Source organism: Cognatundibacterium luofuense (assembly GCF_018139685.1).
GTDB classification, from domain to species: domain Bacteria; phylum Pseudomonadota; class Gammaproteobacteria; order Burkholderiales; family Burkholderiaceae_D; genus Undibacterium; species Undibacterium luofuense.
On record NZ_JAGSPN010000012.1, the window covers coordinates 35147 to 51581 of the forward strand.

Genomic DNA, 16435 nt, shown 5'->3' on the forward strand with positions numbered 1-16435 from the left:
TTGTGCTTAAGCCATGCAAACGACAAGAACAATTACTTCGCCACCGGCATCGTAAATTCCGCCCCTTTTGCGATGCTGTCCGGCCAGCGCTGCATGACCGATTTATAGCGGGTATAAAAGCGCACACCGTCTTCGCCGTAAGCATGCAAATCACCGAACAGCGAGCGTTTCCAGCCACCGAAAGAATGCCATGCCATCGGCACCGGAATCGGGACATTCACACCCACCATACCGACCTGTACGCGGCGGCTGAATTCGCGTGCTGTATTGCCGTCAGAGGTAAATAAAGAAACGCCGTTACCAAACTCGTGACGGTTAATCAGTTCCAGTGCAGCGGCAAAATCCGGTACACGTACCACGCACAATACCGGTCCGAAAATTTCTTCACGGTGGATGGTCATGCCTTCTCTGACATGATCAAACAAGGTGCCGCCGAGGAAAAATCCCTGCTCATGTCCTGCGACAGTCAGTTCACTGCCATCGACCAGACATTGCGCACCTTCATCTTTTCCTTTCTGAATATACGACTTAATTTTTTCTTTATGTGCTGCGGTAATGACTGGCCCCATCTCGGATTGTTCATCCATACCGTTACCGATCCGTAAGGCTTTTACACGCGGAATCAGTGCCTGTACCAGATCATCTGCGACAGCGCCGACAGCCACGGCCACCGAGATCGCCATACAGCGTTCACCGGCGGAACCGTAAGCTGCGCCCATCAGTGCATCAACTGCCTGCTCCAGATTTGCGTCCGGCATCACGACCAGATGATTTTTTGCACCACCGAGCGCCTGCACCCGTTTTCCGTGACCTGTTCCTTCTGAATAAATATATTCAGCAATCGGCGTGGAGCCGACGAAGGATAAAGCTGCCACCTGCGGATGACTGATTAAACGATCGACTGCCGTTTTATCACCCTGCACTACGTTGAACACACCGTCCGGTAAGCCAGCCTGTTTCAGCAAGCGGGCAATCAGCAAAGAACAGGAAGGATCGCGTTCAGACGGTTTCAGGATAAAGCTGTTACCGGTGGCCAGCGCCAGCGGTGCCATCCACATCGGTACCATGAAAGGAAAATTGAACGGCGTGATACCCGCCGTCACACCCAGCGGCTGACGCAGATTGTAGTTATCAATGCCACCGCCGATATTGTCGGAAAACTGGGTTTTCAGCAGTTGCGGCATACCGCAGGCAAACTCCACCACTTCAATGCCGCGTGTCACTTCACCCATTGCATCGGAAAACACTTTGCCGTGTTCTGCCGTAATCAGTGCCGCAATCTCGCGGTGATGCTGATCGAGTAATTCTTTAAAGCGGAACATCACCCGTGCACGACGCAGCGGCGCGGTTTCAGCCCATTCCGGTGCGGCAGCAGCAGCGGCGGCAATCGCCTGATCAACGATGGCGTTGTCTGCCAGCACCACCTGTTCTGTCAACTGACCGGTGGCCGGGTTATACACAGGCTGGCTGCGGCTGCCTTCCGGTACCAGGGTTTGTCCGTTAATCCAGTGTCCTATCATCCGAGTTCTCCTTGCTGTAATCCGGTTGAGCTTACGCAAAGGCTTAACAGAAATCCAATCAGTCTTTATCAACGAACATATAAAACATGCTTATAATTACCAAAAAGATACTTTTAACAGGATAACAATGGATCTGATTCAGTTACGTGCTTTTGCCGCCGTCGCCCGTGAAGGCAATCTGACCCGTGCAGCGGAAAAACTGCATGTAACCCAGCCAGCCGTCAGTCTGCAACTGAAGGCGCTGCAGGAAGAATTGCAATTGCAGTTATTCACACGCGGCGGCAGTGGCATGACGCTGACAGAACACGGTGCGAAATTACAACCGTTCGCCGAACGGGCACTGGCCAGCGCGCAGGAATTCCGTCAGGCGGCGCTGGCGCTGTGCTCCACTGTTTCCGGTGAACTGGCGATCGGCACCATCCTCGATCCGGAATTCACACGGCTGGGCATGTTCCTGAAACGGCTGGTGGAAAGTTATCCGCAGTTATCCACAAGACTGCAGCACGGCATGTCAGGTCAGGTGCTGCAAGCCCTGCGTCAGGGTCAGCTGGATGTTGGTTTTTATCTCGGTGAATTACCTGTGGATTGCGCTGAGGCTATCCACAGCGTGACGCTGACACAATTCACTTACCGTGTGCTGGCGCCGGCTGGCTGGCAACAACGGGTGCAGGGCAAAAACTGGGAACAACTGGCGCAATTGCCGTGGATATGGACACCGCCCGAGTCAGTGCATTCACGTCTGCTGTTACCGATTTTTGAGCAAGCCGGTGTACAACCGCAGCAGGTCGCACTGGTTGATCAGGAACCCAGCATGCTGGATCTGGTGAAATCCGGTGTCGGACTGAGTTTAATCCGCGAATCGATCGCAGTGCGCGAAGCACAAACCCATGATCTGGTGATTGCCGACAGCGTGAGCCTGCAAACCGGTATGCACTTCATTTGCGACCGTAAGCGAGCCGAAGAACCCGTGATCGCTGCGGCGCTGCATCTGATTCAGCAATGCTGGCAGGGCATGACCAGTTTGCCGGATCTGTGACAGTGTCTGTTCCTGCTAACAAAATAAGATTGTGACTGTGGCGAACTGGTACAGAAATCACACTGCCATGATTCCCCGCAGCAATGCAAATCGCATACGCCGTTATAATAATTGCCCGCTTCCGGCATGCTGTTGCACGCTGAGCGGCCATACCACGTCGCGCAGTCTGCTGTTCACCGTTACTCAACCATCAGGTTTACCGTGCTGAAAGTATTGTCGATTCCCTTCATTGCCGCTTCCTTATTCGCCAGTGCCGCAGCGCAGGCGCAAAGCATACAACTGTATATTCAGGAATATGGCCCGTTCACCCACACCGACCCGCAAAGCGGTGAAATCAAAGGTTTTCTGACAGAAAAAGTCGCAGAAATCATGAAGCGTGCAAAGGAAACACCGGTATTCACCAGTACATCGCTGGCACGCGGCCTGAACTCGGCAATGACAGAATCAAACGCCTGCCTGTTCGGTTTCCGCCGTACACAGGAACGGGAAAAGTTTTTTAACTGGGTTGGCCCGCTGACAACGGATACCTGGGTACTGTACAAACGCCGTGATGATCAGCGGGTGCTGAAACAGTTTGAAGATGCAAAGACATACAGCATCGGTTCCTACAAAAATGCCGCAACCGGTTTACAACTGACAGAACAGGGCTACAACATCCAGTTCGCCAGCACCGATGAAGACAATCCGCGTCTGCTGATCAACAAACGCATCGATTACTGGATCGTATCGGAATCGCACGGTATGTTTCTGGCGCAGCAGCAAGGCTTCGGCAATGATATTGCCCGTGCCGTCAAATACCGCCAGATCGAGTTATACATGCTGTGTTATCCCGGTATGGATAAGCAGCGTATCGACAACTTTAACCGGATTAACAAAGAGCTGGACCACGAAGGTCTGACCGAAAAACTGCAGCGTAAATACGGCATACGCTGAGTTTTTTCTTTGTCCCGTGAGCCGCATTTTGTACAATGCCGCCCTGACATTCTCTCTGAACGAAAGATCACTATGCTCAAACATGTTGCCCCGTTCGTGCTGGCGCTGGCCAGCCTGACTGCCCTGCCCGCAATCGCACAAAGCACGGCACCGGATGCGGCTGCACAAGCCAGCGGTTTGCAAAAAATCGATGTGAAAACCGGTGAAGGCCGCGAATTGCAACCGGGCCAGACTGCGATCGTGCATTACAGTGGCTGGCTGTATGACTCGTTTGCGCCAAGAGAGCGCGGACAACTGTTTGACAGTTCCTCCGGCCGCACACCGCTGACCTTCCGCGTCGGTGCCGGACAAGTGATCAAAGGCTGGGATCTGGGTGTAGCGGGAATGAAAATCGGTGGCAAACGCACACTGGTGATTCCGTCTGAACTCGCCTACGGTGCGCGTGGTGCGGGCAATATGATTCCGCCGCACTCGACCCTGATTTTTGATGTGGAACTGATTGATATCCGCTGACCGGACCACCGGACTATTCACTCAGCGCCATCGCCGGCACTGTCCGGTGAGCGCTGATTGTGCAGAAGTCCGCATCTGCTATTGACGGAGAGCCGGACTTTCTGCCGACGACCGCCGGATCGCTGTGCCGGAGTCCGCATTTGGGGTCAAAAATGGCCTGTGGCGGGGCTGCCGCCTGTTCAGTGCGGTTCTTTATGATGCTCGCTGGTGTACATCACATAGAAAAAACCGGATAACACCAGCGCCGTGACCAGTGTTCCGAGAATAAACACCCATTGCTGCGGTGCCGGAAAAATAAACACATACCAGCCGTAAATGCACTGCCCCATCAGCAGCATCGCCGCAATCCACCAGATGCGCGCCGAACGTCGTAAACGGGCAACGCTCAGCAACAGCAGCGCCAGCAAAGCGCAGCCAAAAAACATCAAGCCATCCAATTCCGTCTCCCCCTGCCGGTGAACTTTTCTGCCCTTCAGACTACTGCTGACATCAGCATGATCTGCGCAACGTATTCACACTTAAATTTTAACAATAAGTAAATTATCATAAATTCATGACAATAAGGTAAAGCATGTGTAACAAGGGCAAACAGTTGCATCAGTACTTGCTTTTCCTAACTGCACTGTTCAGCCGCACATTCGGGCGCTAACATACTAGTCAACACGGACTTTTTCAGATTGCCATGCCATACCTGTTAGCCCTTGATCAGGGCACATCCAGTTCACGCAGCATCCTGTTCAACCTGCAGGGTGAAATCGTTGCCTCCGCACAACGGGAATTCCGTCAGTTATTCCCGCAACCCGGCTGGGTGGAACACGATCCGATGGAAATCTGGGAAAGCCAGCTCGCCACCTGCCATGCGGTCATGCGGCAAGCCAGTATTCGGGCATCCGACATTCTGGCGATCGGGATCACCAATCAGCGCGAAACCACCATCGTCTGGGATAAAAAAACCGGCCAGCCGCTGGCGAATGCTATTGTCTGGCAAGACCGCCGCACCGCAGATCAATGCGAACAATTGCGTGCTGCCGGACACACCGAGATGTTGCGACAGAAAACCGGACTGGTACCTGACCCGTATTTTTCCGCGACCAAACTCAGTTATTTACTGCAACAGATCCCGGACGCGCATGCACGTGCCGCGCGCGGAGAAATCGCTTTCGGCACCGTCGACAGCTGGCTCTGCTATCAGCTCAGCGACAGACAATTGCATGTGACTGACGTCAGCAATGCCTCGCGCACCATGCTGTTCAATATTCATACCGGTCAGTGGGACTCAGAATTACTCGATTTGTTCAACATTCCGGCAGCCGTTTTGCCGACGGTCGTACCATCCGCGTATAAGGTCGGCACCACGCGCCTGTTCGGCGCTGAAATCCCGCTGTGCGGCATCGCCGGTGATCAGCAGGCGGCATTGTTCGGACAAGCCTGTCTGCGCCCCGGTATGGCAAAAAATACCTACGGCACAGGCTGCTTCATGCTGATGCATACCGGCCCGCGTGCCGCATTGTCCTCCAATGGTCTGATCACCACATCTGCCTGCAGCGCTGACGGTACACCGGCATATGCGATGGAAGGCAGTGTGTTTATCGGCGGTGCGGTGGTGCAATGGCTGCGCGATGGTTTACAAGCCATACGTTCGTCACCGGATGTGGAATTACTGGCGGCCAGCGTCCCGGATTCCGGCGGCGTGGTATTTGTACCGGCCTTCACCGGACTCGGCGCACCTTACTGGGATGCCAGTGCCAAAGGCGCCATCCTTGGTCTGAGCCGTGGTACCACCGTTGCCCATATCGCGCGCGCCGCGCTGGAATCCATCGCATTCCAGACCACCGTAGTCCTGCAGGCGATGATGCGTGATGCGGTGGCACCGCTGGCCGAACTGCGGGTTGATGGCGGTGCGGCGGCAAACCAGTTACTGCTGCAGTTTCAGGCAAATCTGCTGGGGATTCCGGTGGTCCGTCCGCAAGTCACAGAAACCACAGCGCTGGGAGCGGCATTACTGGCTGGTCTGGGCGCTGGTGTTTTCGCGTCAGAACAGGAATGCGCCAGCCTCTGGCGTCAGGATCGCCAGTTCCTGCCAACCATGAGCCGTGATCAGGCCGGGCAACTGATGCATGACTGGGAAACCGCGATCCGTCAGGTGCGCTGCCCATGAAACTACTGATCCGTATGCTGATTCTGGCCATCCTGATGCTCGTCATCGCAGCAGGGCTGATCGCATTACAGCCGGATCATTTTCAGGTCAGACGCAGCATCCGCATACAAGCTGCGCCAGCCACCATTTTCCCGCTGATTTCACAATCCAGAGCCTGGGCAGAATGGACTTACTGGCACAAAGCGGATCCGGAAATGCAACGCCAGTACAAAGGTCCGGCACAGGGAAAAGATGCGGAATGGGAATTTCAGAGCCGCACTCAGGGCAATGGCGGCGTCCGTTTTACCGAAGTCTATGCGGATCAGGCCGTGTATTACGAAACCCATCTGGAAGGCTTACTGCGCCATGCAAACGGCAGTCTGGTACTGGTCCCCGAAGGCCCGCAGCAAACCACCGTATTATGGGAAATTCATGCAAATACCGGTGATAACTGGCTGGCAAGAGCGCTGGTACCGTTTGCAGACAGGATCATCGGTTCTGAATTTGAAACCGGACTGCAAAAACTGAAAGAAGTCTCCGAACAATCAGCGCAGCGGGCACACTAAGGCGTCCGCATCCGTTACACTGTGCCCTCTGTCCGAACGAAGTATTCCCCGATGAAATCCAAGCTGATCCTGACGCTGGCGCTGTGCTGCACCAGCCTGACCGCCGCTGCGCAATCCAAACCTGCCCAGACGCCGGCAACCCAACCGGTATTCGTTGTCACGCAGGAATATGTGCCTGCATCTGCGGTCAAAATCAATGTGCCGACCATGCCGGAAGCAGAGCCGGCAAAACCTGTAAAAGAAGTGACAGCCAAAGATGTCTGGAGCGGTCCCGTCGGCGTACACGGTATTCCATTGCTGCTGATTATGTCGATGCCGGTAATCGCATCGCTGTATTTCGCGTATCAGATCTTTTTATTTTTCCGTAACCGCCGCCGCAAACTCTCGATCCGTCATCAGGAACGATAAAACCCGCCTGTCATCTGCCCGGCAACACACCGGGCAGGCTTCACACAATCTTCACAAAACGGTCACCGGATTGTCATTTTGATCTCCTATTGTGTTCTGACACAACAAACAGGAGACTTCCCATGACAAGCAAAGCTCTGATCGACAGCGCAGTCATCAATTCCACCACTGCAGGCAGCAAAGGTCTGGCAGACCGTCTGTTTGCACACTGGTTCAGTCGCCTCGTCTACGCACAAATCTGGGAAGATCCGCAATCGGATATCGATGCGCTGCAACTGGAACCCGGCTCCCGTATTCTGACGATCTCTTCCGGCGGCTGTAATGCACTGGCTTACCTGAGTACACGTCCGTCAGTGGTGCACGCAGTCGATCTGAATGCCGCACATCTGGCGATGCTGAATATCAAACAACAAGCAATCCGCCATTTACCTGACTATGCATCGGTACTGAGTTTTCTCGGCGACGCCGGTCAGGAAGATAATCTGAAACGGTATCAGCGCCATATCCGCGAACATCTGGACAGCAATGCCCGTGCATTCTGGGAAAAGCGCAGCCTTAACGGGAAACCACGTTATCACTATTTCACCCATCAGACATATCAGCAGGGCTTGCTCGGAGAATTTATCGGTTTGTCACACTGGCTGGCACGCAGACTCGGCGGCGATCTGAGCAAAATGATGGAAGCGCGCGATCTGCAGGATCAGGCCCGTTTGTTTGAACAGTATGTTGCGCCGGTATTCGATACTGCCTTCTTCCGCTGGATCGCGCGTCAGCCAGTGGCTTTGTACAGCCTCGGTATTCCGCCATCGCAGTTTGAAGAGTTACGCAAAGATGCGCCGGATGGTTTGCATTTACTGTTCCGCGAACGCATGCGTCATCTGGCCTGTGATTTCCCTCTGCAGGAAAACTGCTTTGCGCATCAGGCCTTTGCCCGACGCTACGACACCCGCTGCCAGACCGCATTGCCACTGTATCTGCAGGAACAGCATTTCAGCGCGATTCGCAGTCATATCGACCGCGTCCACACACATCACACTACCCTGACTGCATTCCTGCAACACCAGCCGAATAACAGTCTCGATGCATATCTGTTCCTGGATGCGCAGGACTGGATGGATCAGGGCCAGCTGACCGGCTTATGGCGCGAAGTTACCCGTACCGCGGCACACGGTGCACGCGTCGTGTTCCGTACCGGCGGCAGCCAGTCACCGCTGGAAGACAAACTGCCATCCGGCATTCTGCAGCAATGGGAAACCGACCCCGAACATAACCGCCGCTTATATGCAACCGATCGCTCTGCGATTTACGGTGGTATGCACCTGTACCGCAAACGCTGATCATAGGTGCTGTCTTGAATACGCCTTTACCATCTTCACAGGTGGCGGAGGCTCTTTGGCTGATGACCGCGAAAGCCCGCGGCGGCAGCCACTGGGTCAGTAATGCCGCTTGTCAGATCGAACAACTGGACTGGGCGGGGCAACATTTGCCGGTCAGTCTGCTGCAGACATCTGCCAGCACGACCGCCTATACCTGCAGTCCGTATTCAGCCTGGATACGCTATCCGCGCGACGAGCTGCGCCAGCAGGCTGCCGCACCGTGGCAAACCCTGACTGCGGCTGCAGCGGCCGTCGCTTTATCACCGCTGGCTGCCATGATTCTGCGCTGCGGTCTGGACCGCGCTGCCATCATCGGCAATCATCTGGTATCCACCAATCTGTATCAGCCCTGGCATCAGGAACAGGTCGCCAGCCTGCCCGCCGTACTGCGGCGTCAGTATCCGGAACGGCCTTGGATGATACGTAATCTGTGTCACAGCCTGCATCACGACACCATAGAGCAATTGGAACAGCAAGGCTGGTTAATGCTGCCGGCCCGCCGGATTTATCTGTGCGATCCTGCCGATCCGGCTGTGTGGAAGCACAATCATGTGAAACAGGATGCCAAACTGCTCAAACGACAAGATGTCAGCCTGATTCATCATGATCAGCTACAACCAGCAGATATTCCGGTCCTGCGTCATTTGTTCCGGCAAGTGTTTATCCACAAGCACTCAGCTCTGAATCCGGATTTCAGCGAAGATTTCTTCGCACTGTGTCTGGAAACACGTTTCCTGCAATTGTTTGCGCTGCGCTATGAGGGGAAATTATGCGGCGTACTGGGTTTACAACGTGAACCGCATTCAGGCTGGGCGACGACGCCGCTGATTGGCTACGACACCACTCTGCCCGCAAAACTGGGCTTATACCGTCATCTGATGGCTTTGTTACTGGATCAGGCGAGAGAACAGCAACTACGCCTGCATTACAGCTCCGGCGCTGCAAGTTTCAAAATGGCACGCGGCGGTCAGGGCAAAACCGAATACAGCGCCATCCATCTTGCCCATTTACCCGGTTGCCGCCAGTTGACCGGTCAAATGCTGCACCGTGTATTACAACAATTTGCACCGCCTTTGCTCGAAAAAGCAGATTCTCTGCGTCACTGAATATCCGGCGGGCCTTTTTATCAGGCCAGCCCGGCACCGATTTGTCCGCCTGAAAACCGTCCGGCATCACAAAAAAGTACGCTGCTTTCCTGTGGAAAAGCACTGGCTTTATCCACGGAAAATTTGGGGAAAAGCCTGAATTTTTTCAGGCGACAATTTTTTATCCCGAAACTGCCAGCAATTCTTACATGGTTTATCAATAGCTCTGTACATACGATAAGTCACTGTAAACGTGGATGTTTACTTACTTATCCACAGCAAAGTACCTGTGTTAACTATCTCTACTACAGATATATATCTCTATTAAATTCATACAAAAGCTTCCGGAAACTTTTCTGCAAACCGGATCTTTTCAAAAAACCGACTTCTGCGTTTTTAAAAAAAAGACTTCCGTTTTTTGTACTTCCTGAAACTGATCTGCACTTGCTCACTTGTCATCTGAACTGATGGCTGAAAATCGGGATGAACAAACTGATACCCCGTCTTTTTTCTGGAGACTTGCCGGAAAACCGGAAAAAATCCGCAAAACACAGTAAACACGACAAAAAACCGGTCAGATGAAAAATATTTTTGTGGATAACCCTGCTCATATCCCCTGTAGCTTTTGTGATCAACTCCCGGTTTACGCAAAACGGGATTTTTTGTTCAGTTAACGTCCGCACTTTTTACAGACTTTCTGCAAAACCTTATCCTGAGAGTAAGCATTTGATTTTGTGGATGTTTACTAAGTTATCCACAAAAAGAACGCCCGTTAACCACTACTACCAATTTTGTATACAGTTATTCATTCTTAAGCTATCCACAGGCATTTTTCAGGCACTCGCTTTTTGCAAAAAAGAGCTTTAGAATCCGTGACTTAGAAAAGCCAGTGCTGTGAAAGACAGTGCAAAAGGCAGTATTGGCAGTACTGTGTCTGCGGCTTTTGTGTGAATAAACTTGAACTTTTCAACCGGTGCGTTAAGTTTTCTCTGTTTGCATTTTTGATTCCTCGTGCTGAACGGAGAAAACCATGAAGAAATGGCTGTTTTGTTGTTTGCTGAGTCCGTTGTCGGTATTTGCCTGTGATTTTTCGGCCGGAAAATTTCAGAAAATCACCGAATCAGAGTTTTCTGCTGAATTGCAACTGGCAAAAAACGGCACTTTTGCGCTGACACGTGAAAGCTGGATGCCCGGTCAGCATCCTTTCCGTGAGTCACATACCTGGCGCGGCAAATGGGAATGCTCAAAAAATAAGCTGACGCTTCACTATGCCGGACAAATTGTTGAAGGCTACTGGGCAGAAGAAAGTTTATCCGGTGCAGGGTTGGCGCAAACGGCTAAATCCTTGCACTTTTCAGCACAAAAAACACAGGATGGTTTGTTTGACGGTACCAGTTTCTGGCCAGAAGCAATTAACCGGCGTTTTGCAGCGATTCAGACAAAGCCGCAACCCGGTCAGAAAAGCTGAAACAGCAGAAATGTCTGATGCAGATGCTGTGAGTTGTGCATCGAAAGAATACTGTGGGAAGGGCTGTACTGTGGATATGCGGGCATCTGTCCACAGTACAGTTGCAGTTTTACCTGGAGTCAGCGTCCTGCCGGCGTCAGTAAGTTTTCAGGATTTCCGGCGGCATAGGCCAGAATATTGCTGAATGCAGCACGGAAATACAGCTCGTAACTGTCTTGCTCAACATAACCGAGATGCGGTGTCAGCAAGACATTTTCCCGGCGCATTAAGGGATCCTGTAAAGCCAGCGGCTCTGTCTCAAACACATCCAGCGCAGCAAAACCGGGATGTCCTGCATCCAGAGAAGCCAGTAAAGCATCGGGCGCAATCAGTTCAGCCCTGCTGGTATTGACCAGCAATGCATCGCTTTTCATGGCTTGCAGATCGTCAGCAGTAATCAGATGACGTGTGTGCTCATTCAGACGTAAATGCAGTGTTACCACATCGGATTCTGCAAAAAAACTGTGTCGGTCCGGTGCAGTTTCCAGGCCGTCAGCCTGTGCACGCAGCTGGCCGGCGTCACTGCCCCACACCCAGGCCTGCATACCAAATGCCCGTGCATAGCCAGCAATCAGTTTGCCGATTTTGCCATAACCCCAGATACCAAGCCGGCGACCTTTCAGAACCCGACCCAGTCCGTTCAGTTCAGGTTTAACGGCAGAACTTTGCCATAAACCCTGCTGCAGCAGATTCGCGTAACCCGGAATACGGCGACTGGCCGCCATGATCAGCGCCCAGGTCAGTTCGGCGGGTGCGGTCGGATCACCGACGCCTTCCGCGATCGCGATGCCCAGTTCGCGTGCCGCCTCCACGTCAATATTGCCGGATACTTTGCCTGTTTGTGAAATCAGTTTCAGATTCGGTAGTTTGTTCAGCACTGCGCGGGTCAGGCGGGTACGTTCGCGTATCAGAACAATGGCATCAAACGGTGCAAGCCGGATCGCCAGTTGTCCGGCGCCGCTGGCGCTGTGCTGAAACACTTTTACTTCGTGTTCTTTCAGTAAATCAAAGCAGCGTAATTGTCTGACGACATCCTGATAATCATCCAGAATCGCGATTTTCATTGGAGTTTTCCCTCGGTTTGATGGCACACGCACCACAGATGAAAGCATTTCACTTTCAAAAAGCATAGTCGTATGCTAACGAAATTGACATAAAAAAGGTTCTCAAGCGTAGCGGCGGGTGTACAATAGTCTGTTAAGTAGCTTTTGATTCTTCTGCCAGCTCCCCAGCAGGTGCTGGTCCGCCGCCCGGATTACCCATCCGTCCGGTTTATTATCCGACAGAACCGCCGCTAGGTTTCTGCATGCTGGAGCTGGAAAACCCCCGGTTTTCATTGTGCTCGCATCTGACCAACGACGATCCTGCCGTGCCGCTACACAGGTTTTTTATTAAACAGGACTTGCAAGCGTGAACCCTGACCGGTTTTCCGGCTCGTGCTTACGCTGAAAAGTCCGAATGGCATTGGAGGTAGTATCGTGAATAACCCTATCATGGAAGGCGTGGTAGCTCTGAACGCACCCGCATACGTTAAGCACCAGAAACTGTTGAACTGGATCGCTGAAATCGCCGCACTGACTAAACCGGACAGCATCTACTGGTGCGACGGTTCCCAGGAGGAATACGATCGTCTGTGCGAACAGATGGTTGCTGCCGGCACCATGAAAAAACTCAGTCAGGAAAAACGTCCGAACAGCTATCTGGCCTGTTCCGATCCGACTGACGTTGCCCGCGTTGAAGACCGTACTTATATCTGTTCCGCGAAAAAAGAAGATGCAGGTCCGACCAATAACTGGATGGACCCTGCAGAAATGCGCGCAACCCTGAACCCGCTGTTCGATGGCTGCATGAAAGGCCGTACGCTGTACGTTGTTCCTTTCTCTATGGGCCCGCTGGGCTCTCCGATTGCGCACATCGGCGTCGAACTGTCTGACTCTCCGTATGTAGCCGTCAACATGCGCATCATGACCCGTATGGGCAAAGCGGTGTACGACGTGCTGGGCGCGGACGGTGACTTCGTTCCTTGCGTACACACTGTTGGTAAGCCACTGGCTGCCGGTGAAAAAGATGTTGCATGGCCATGCAACGATACCAAATACATCGTTCACTACCCTGAAACCCGCGAAATCTGGTCTTTCGGTTCCGGTTACGGTGGCAATGCGCTGCTGGGCAAAAAATGTTTCGCGCTGCGTATCGCTTCCACCATGGGCCGCGATCAGGGCTGGCTGGCAGAACACATGCTGATTCTGGGTGTGGAATCTCCGGAAGGCAAAAAACACTATGTGGCAGCAGCATTCCCGTCTGCCTGCGGTAAAACCAACTTTGCGATGCTGATTCCGGCAATCAAAGGCTGGAAAGTTACCACCATCGGTGACGATATCGCATGGATCAAACCGGGCAAAGATGGCCGTCTGTACGCGATCAACCCTGAAGCCGGTTACTTCGGCGTTGCACCAGGTACCAATACCGCGACCAACTCTAACTGCATGGCTTCCCTGACCGGCAATACGATTTTCACTAACGTCGGTTACACCGATGACGGCGATGTATGGTGGGAAGGTATGAGCAAAGAAGCGCCTGCACATCTGATCGACTGGCAGGGCAAAGACTGGACACCGGAAATCGCAAAAGAAACCGGTCGTAAAGCGGCGCATCCGAATGCACGTTTCACGGTCTCCGCGACACAGAATCCGGTACTGGATCCGGCATGGGATGATCCTGCAGGTGTACCGATCTCCGCGTTCATTTTCGGCGGCCGTCGTTCCACCACCGTACCGCTGGTGACTGAAGCCCGTAACTGGGTAGAAGGCGTGTACATGGCAGCAACCATGGGTTCTGAAACCACTGCTGCAGCGGCTGGTCAGCAAGGCGTGGTACGCCGTGATCCGTTCGCAATGCTGCCATTCATGGGTTACAACATGAGTGACTACTTCCAGCACTGGCTGAACATGGGCAAAAAACTGGAAGAAGCAGGCGGCACACTGCCGGCAATTTACTGCGTCAACTGGTTCCGTACAGATGAAAACGGTAAGTTCGTATGGCCGGGCTTCGGCGACAACATGCGCGTACTGAAATGGATGCTGGAACGTATCGAAGGCAAAGCCGGTGCAGGCACAGAACACCTGTTCGGTACCAGCCCTGAATACGGCGATCTGAACTGGGAAGGTCTGAACTTCACTGAACAGCAGTTCGCACAAATCACTTCCATCGACAAAGCAGCATGGGAAGCTGAGCTGAAACTGCACGCTGAACTGTTCGACAAGCTGGCTTACAATCTGCCGGCAGAACTGGAACAGCACCGCCAGAAACTGGAAAGCGGTCTGGCATCGCTGTAATCCGCAACACGGTGCCTGCGAGCTGATATCCGCAGGCCTTGTGAACAAAACCCCTGACAGTGTGAACTGCAGGGGTTTTTTGTTGTGCGACAGGCTGTAAGAGCTGCCTGCCCGTCCATGCCGGTTCAGACGATCTCAGCGCCAACACATCATGCAGAAATCGTCATTTCACAAAAACGGAGAGCCGGACTTTCTGCCGACGACCGCCGGATCGCTATGCTGAACTCCGCATTTAAGCCATTTTCAGCCAGTTTTTGGCTTCACATCGTGCCGGCGCAGGCTGATCCGCGTCACAGCCTGCGACATTCGTCACCGGTCATTTTGGTAAATTGCGGATGCTGTCGCCTTTACCGTGGCACCGGGCATCCCGCCAGCGCCGCTTCATCGTCCGAAAAAACAAAAAAGCACCATTTCCCGCCAGGGCGATGGTGCTTTTTACTGAATATCTGCACGGCGGCAAGTGGCGCACCGTTCAGATTTTTGTGTTGCGATGCAGTATCAGGTACGTGCGCTCATTGCCTGCAGTTCAGCAGCCATGGCAGGTGAGCTCAGTTCGCTGTCATTCGCCAGACGACGCAGCGTCAGACGGGTGCGCAGCAAACGTTCTGCTGTTTCCTGTGCGCGGCTGCGTGCCGGGAACAGGCTGACCCAGAACGCGCGGGCGATACCGGACAACAGAGGACGGAAAGTAAAAAACACGCTGGTCAGTACCACCAGGCAGGCAAACAGTTGCAGAGTCGTAGTGACGCCGCTGACAACAACATCAGAAGTAGCCCAGCTGGCTGTGGTTGGGAGTGCAATATTCAGGAAAGACATGATGAAATCCGCTTGTATCGTAAGATAATGAGTGCATAATATTGCAACGCAACATAACATTCCAATTCCGATTTCTGATAAATGCTATACGGTTTGTGAATGGAATAAAAAACATCCCTGCAGGATGGTAATAAGAACGGGGAATAACGGTGCCCTCGCCGGCATCACCATTTGAGTGAGCGGAGACTACACATGAATTTTCTTACCCTGGATCTGAATTTGCTGCGGGTGTTTGATGCGGTGATGATTGAACAGAATCTGACCCGTGCCGCAGACAAACTGGCTATGACCCAGCCGGCTGTATCGAATGCCTTAAAACGTTTGCGCTATTCGCTGAACGATGAATTGCTGATCCGCACCGCCTACGGTGTGAAGCCGACACCGCGCGCCGAAGCGCTGTGGCCTGTCATCCGGCAAGCTTTATCCACGCTGGAATCTGCGCTGGCGCCGGGTGCCTTCGATGTCTCGCAGGCCGCAGTAACCTTCCGAATGGCGATGGCCGATGCGACTGCTGCCTTGTGGATGCCAACCCTGATGCGCGCGATTCAGTCCGAAGCACCGGGTGTCAAAGTACGCATGATGCCGCTGACCACGCGCGAACCACGTCCTATGCTGTTGCGCGGTGATATTGATATCGCAGTCGGTTTTTTCCCCGGCGTGGTCGCGCAACTGACTGGCGGGCAAGCTGCCGGTAACAGCGCAATCCGCCATGAACGCTTATACACTGGTCATTACGTCTGCGTGATGCGCAAAGATCATCCGCTGGCGCACAGCAAACTGACAGTTGATGATTACTGCAACGCGAATCACTTGCTGGTCAGTTTTTCCGGTCGTGCCCACGGCCTGATTGATGAAATTCTGGCTGCCAGCGGCCGCGAGCGCCGCATCCTGCTGACCGTCAATCAATTCTTCACCGCGGGTCGCGTAGTTGCGAATTCGGATCTGATCACGGTACTGCCGCGCCATCTGATTTCCGCCACCGGCATGACCGATGCGCTGATCTGCAAAGAATTGCCGTTTGAAACGCCGGAAGTCCACGTCGATATGCTGTGGCATGAACGCGATGGCCGCAATCCGGCGCATAAATGGCTGCGCGATAATCTGGTCAATATGACCCATTCGAATCTGGTGCCGGAACTGGAACAGGACGTCGCCCCGCTGCACGACTGAGGCCGCGCAGAACGGCTGCGCGGATTCCAGTTA

At 53.3% G+C, this 16435-nt stretch carries 15 protein-coding genes; 11 read left to right on the forward strand and 4 right to left on the reverse strand.

The genetic code is table 11. From position 1 onward, the window contains the following. Window positions 1-32: 32 nt before the first annotated feature. The gene (locus tag KDM89_RS15050) at window positions 33-1520 is read right to left on the reverse strand and encodes a CoA-acylating methylmalonate-semialdehyde dehydrogenase (RefSeq protein ID WP_212688740.1); all 1488 of its coding nucleotides are present in this window, start codon (window positions 1518-1520) and stop codon (window positions 33-35) included. Window positions 1521-1647: 127 nt separating this feature from the next. On the opposite strand from KDM89_RS15050, the gene KDM89_RS15055 reads away from it, so the two are divergent. The 3 genes from KDM89_RS15055 (at window position 1648) to KDM89_RS15065 (ending at window position 4002) form a co-directional block, all read left to right on the forward strand. Next, window positions 1648-2556, forward strand: coding sequence for a LysR family transcriptional regulator (locus KDM89_RS15055; protein ID WP_212688741.1), 909 nt, complete (start codon window positions 1648-1650; stop codon window positions 2554-2556). 126 nt (window positions 2557-2682) lie between these two features. Beyond that, window positions 2683-3489, forward strand: coding sequence for a substrate-binding periplasmic protein (locus tag KDM89_RS15060; protein ID WP_212688742.1), 807 nt, complete (start codon window positions 2683-2685; stop codon window positions 3487-3489). A 72-nt stretch (window positions 3490-3561) separates the two neighbouring features. Continuing rightward, entirely contained in the window at window positions 3562-4002 is a 441-nt protein-coding gene (locus tag KDM89_RS15065; protein WP_212688743.1) for an FKBP-type peptidyl-prolyl cis-trans isomerase, read from the forward strand. Between the two features lie 179 nt (window positions 4003-4181). Here the strand turns inward: KDM89_RS15065 and KDM89_RS15070 are convergent, their stop codons facing one another. Beyond that, complete coding sequence (locus tag KDM89_RS15070) at window positions 4182-4439, reverse strand: hypothetical protein (protein ID WP_212688744.1); 258 nt, start codon at window positions 4437-4439, stop codon at window positions 4182-4184. A 245-nt stretch (window positions 4440-4684) separates the two neighbouring features. Here KDM89_RS15070 and glpK point away from each other — a divergent pair, with 245 nt between their 5' ends. The 6 genes from glpK to KDM89_RS15100 all read left to right on the forward strand — a co-directional run bounded on the left by glpK (window position 4685) and on the right by KDM89_RS15100 (window position 11042). Then, window positions 4685-6160, forward strand: a complete 1476-nt coding sequence (glpK, locus tag KDM89_RS15075; protein ID WP_212688745.1) for a glycerol kinase GlpK — start codon at window positions 4685-4687, stop codon at window positions 6158-6160. Further along, a complete protein-coding gene (locus KDM89_RS15080) occupies window positions 6157-6705 on the forward strand; it encodes an SRPBCC family protein (protein ID WP_212688746.1) in 549 nt (182 codons plus the stop codon). Before glpK ends, KDM89_RS15080 begins: the two co-directional genes overlap by 4 nt. Before the next feature lie 51 nt (window positions 6706-6756). Continuing rightward, window positions 6757-7113 carry a hypothetical protein gene (locus KDM89_RS15085; RefSeq protein WP_212688747.1) on the forward strand — a complete coding sequence of 119 codons (357 nt, stop codon included), beginning with the start codon at window positions 6757-6759 and terminating at the stop codon, window positions 7111-7113. Window positions 7114-7235: 122 nt separating this feature from the next. Further along, window positions 7236-8450, forward strand: a complete 1215-nt coding sequence (locus KDM89_RS15090; protein ID WP_212688748.1) for a BtaA family protein — start codon at window positions 7236-7238, stop codon at window positions 8448-8450. A 14-nt stretch (window positions 8451-8464) separates the two neighbouring features. Then, window positions 8465-9595 (forward strand): SGNH/GDSL hydrolase family protein, encoded by a 1131-nt coding sequence (locus KDM89_RS15095; protein ID WP_212688749.1) that lies wholly within the window; start codon window positions 8465-8467, stop codon window positions 9593-9595. Window positions 9596-10604: 1009 nt separating this feature from the next. Beyond that, on the forward strand, window positions 10605-11042 hold the full coding sequence (locus tag KDM89_RS15100) for a hypothetical protein (RefSeq protein ID WP_212688750.1): 438 nt from the start codon (window positions 10605-10607) through the stop codon (window positions 11040-11042). A gap of 119 nt (window positions 11043-11161) precedes the next feature. Here KDM89_RS15100 and KDM89_RS15105 read toward each other — a convergent pair whose 3' ends face one another. Then, window positions 11162-12145, reverse strand: coding sequence for a D-2-hydroxyacid dehydrogenase family protein (locus KDM89_RS15105; protein ID WP_212688751.1), 984 nt, complete (start codon window positions 12143-12145; stop codon window positions 11162-11164). Window positions 12146-12559: 414 nt separating this feature from the next. Between KDM89_RS15105 and KDM89_RS15110 the strand changes: the two genes are divergently transcribed. After that, a complete protein-coding gene (locus tag KDM89_RS15110; RefSeq protein ID WP_212688752.1) occupies window positions 12560-14416 on the forward strand; it encodes a phosphoenolpyruvate carboxykinase (GTP) in 1857 nt (618 codons plus the stop codon). 498 nt (window positions 14417-14914) lie between these two features. On the opposite strand, the gene KDM89_RS15115 is transcribed toward KDM89_RS15110, so the two are convergent. Beyond that, complete coding sequence (locus tag KDM89_RS15115) at window positions 14915-15232, reverse strand: hypothetical protein (RefSeq protein WP_212688753.1); 318 nt, start codon at window positions 15230-15232, stop codon at window positions 14915-14917. A gap of 192 nt (window positions 15233-15424) precedes the next feature. On the opposite strand from KDM89_RS15115, the gene KDM89_RS15120 reads away from it, so the two are divergent. After that, window positions 15425-16402, forward strand: a complete 978-nt coding sequence (locus KDM89_RS15120; protein ID WP_212688754.1) for a LysR family transcriptional regulator — start codon at window positions 15425-15427, stop codon at window positions 16400-16402. The last annotated feature ends 33 nt before the right edge of the window (window positions 16403-16435 follow it).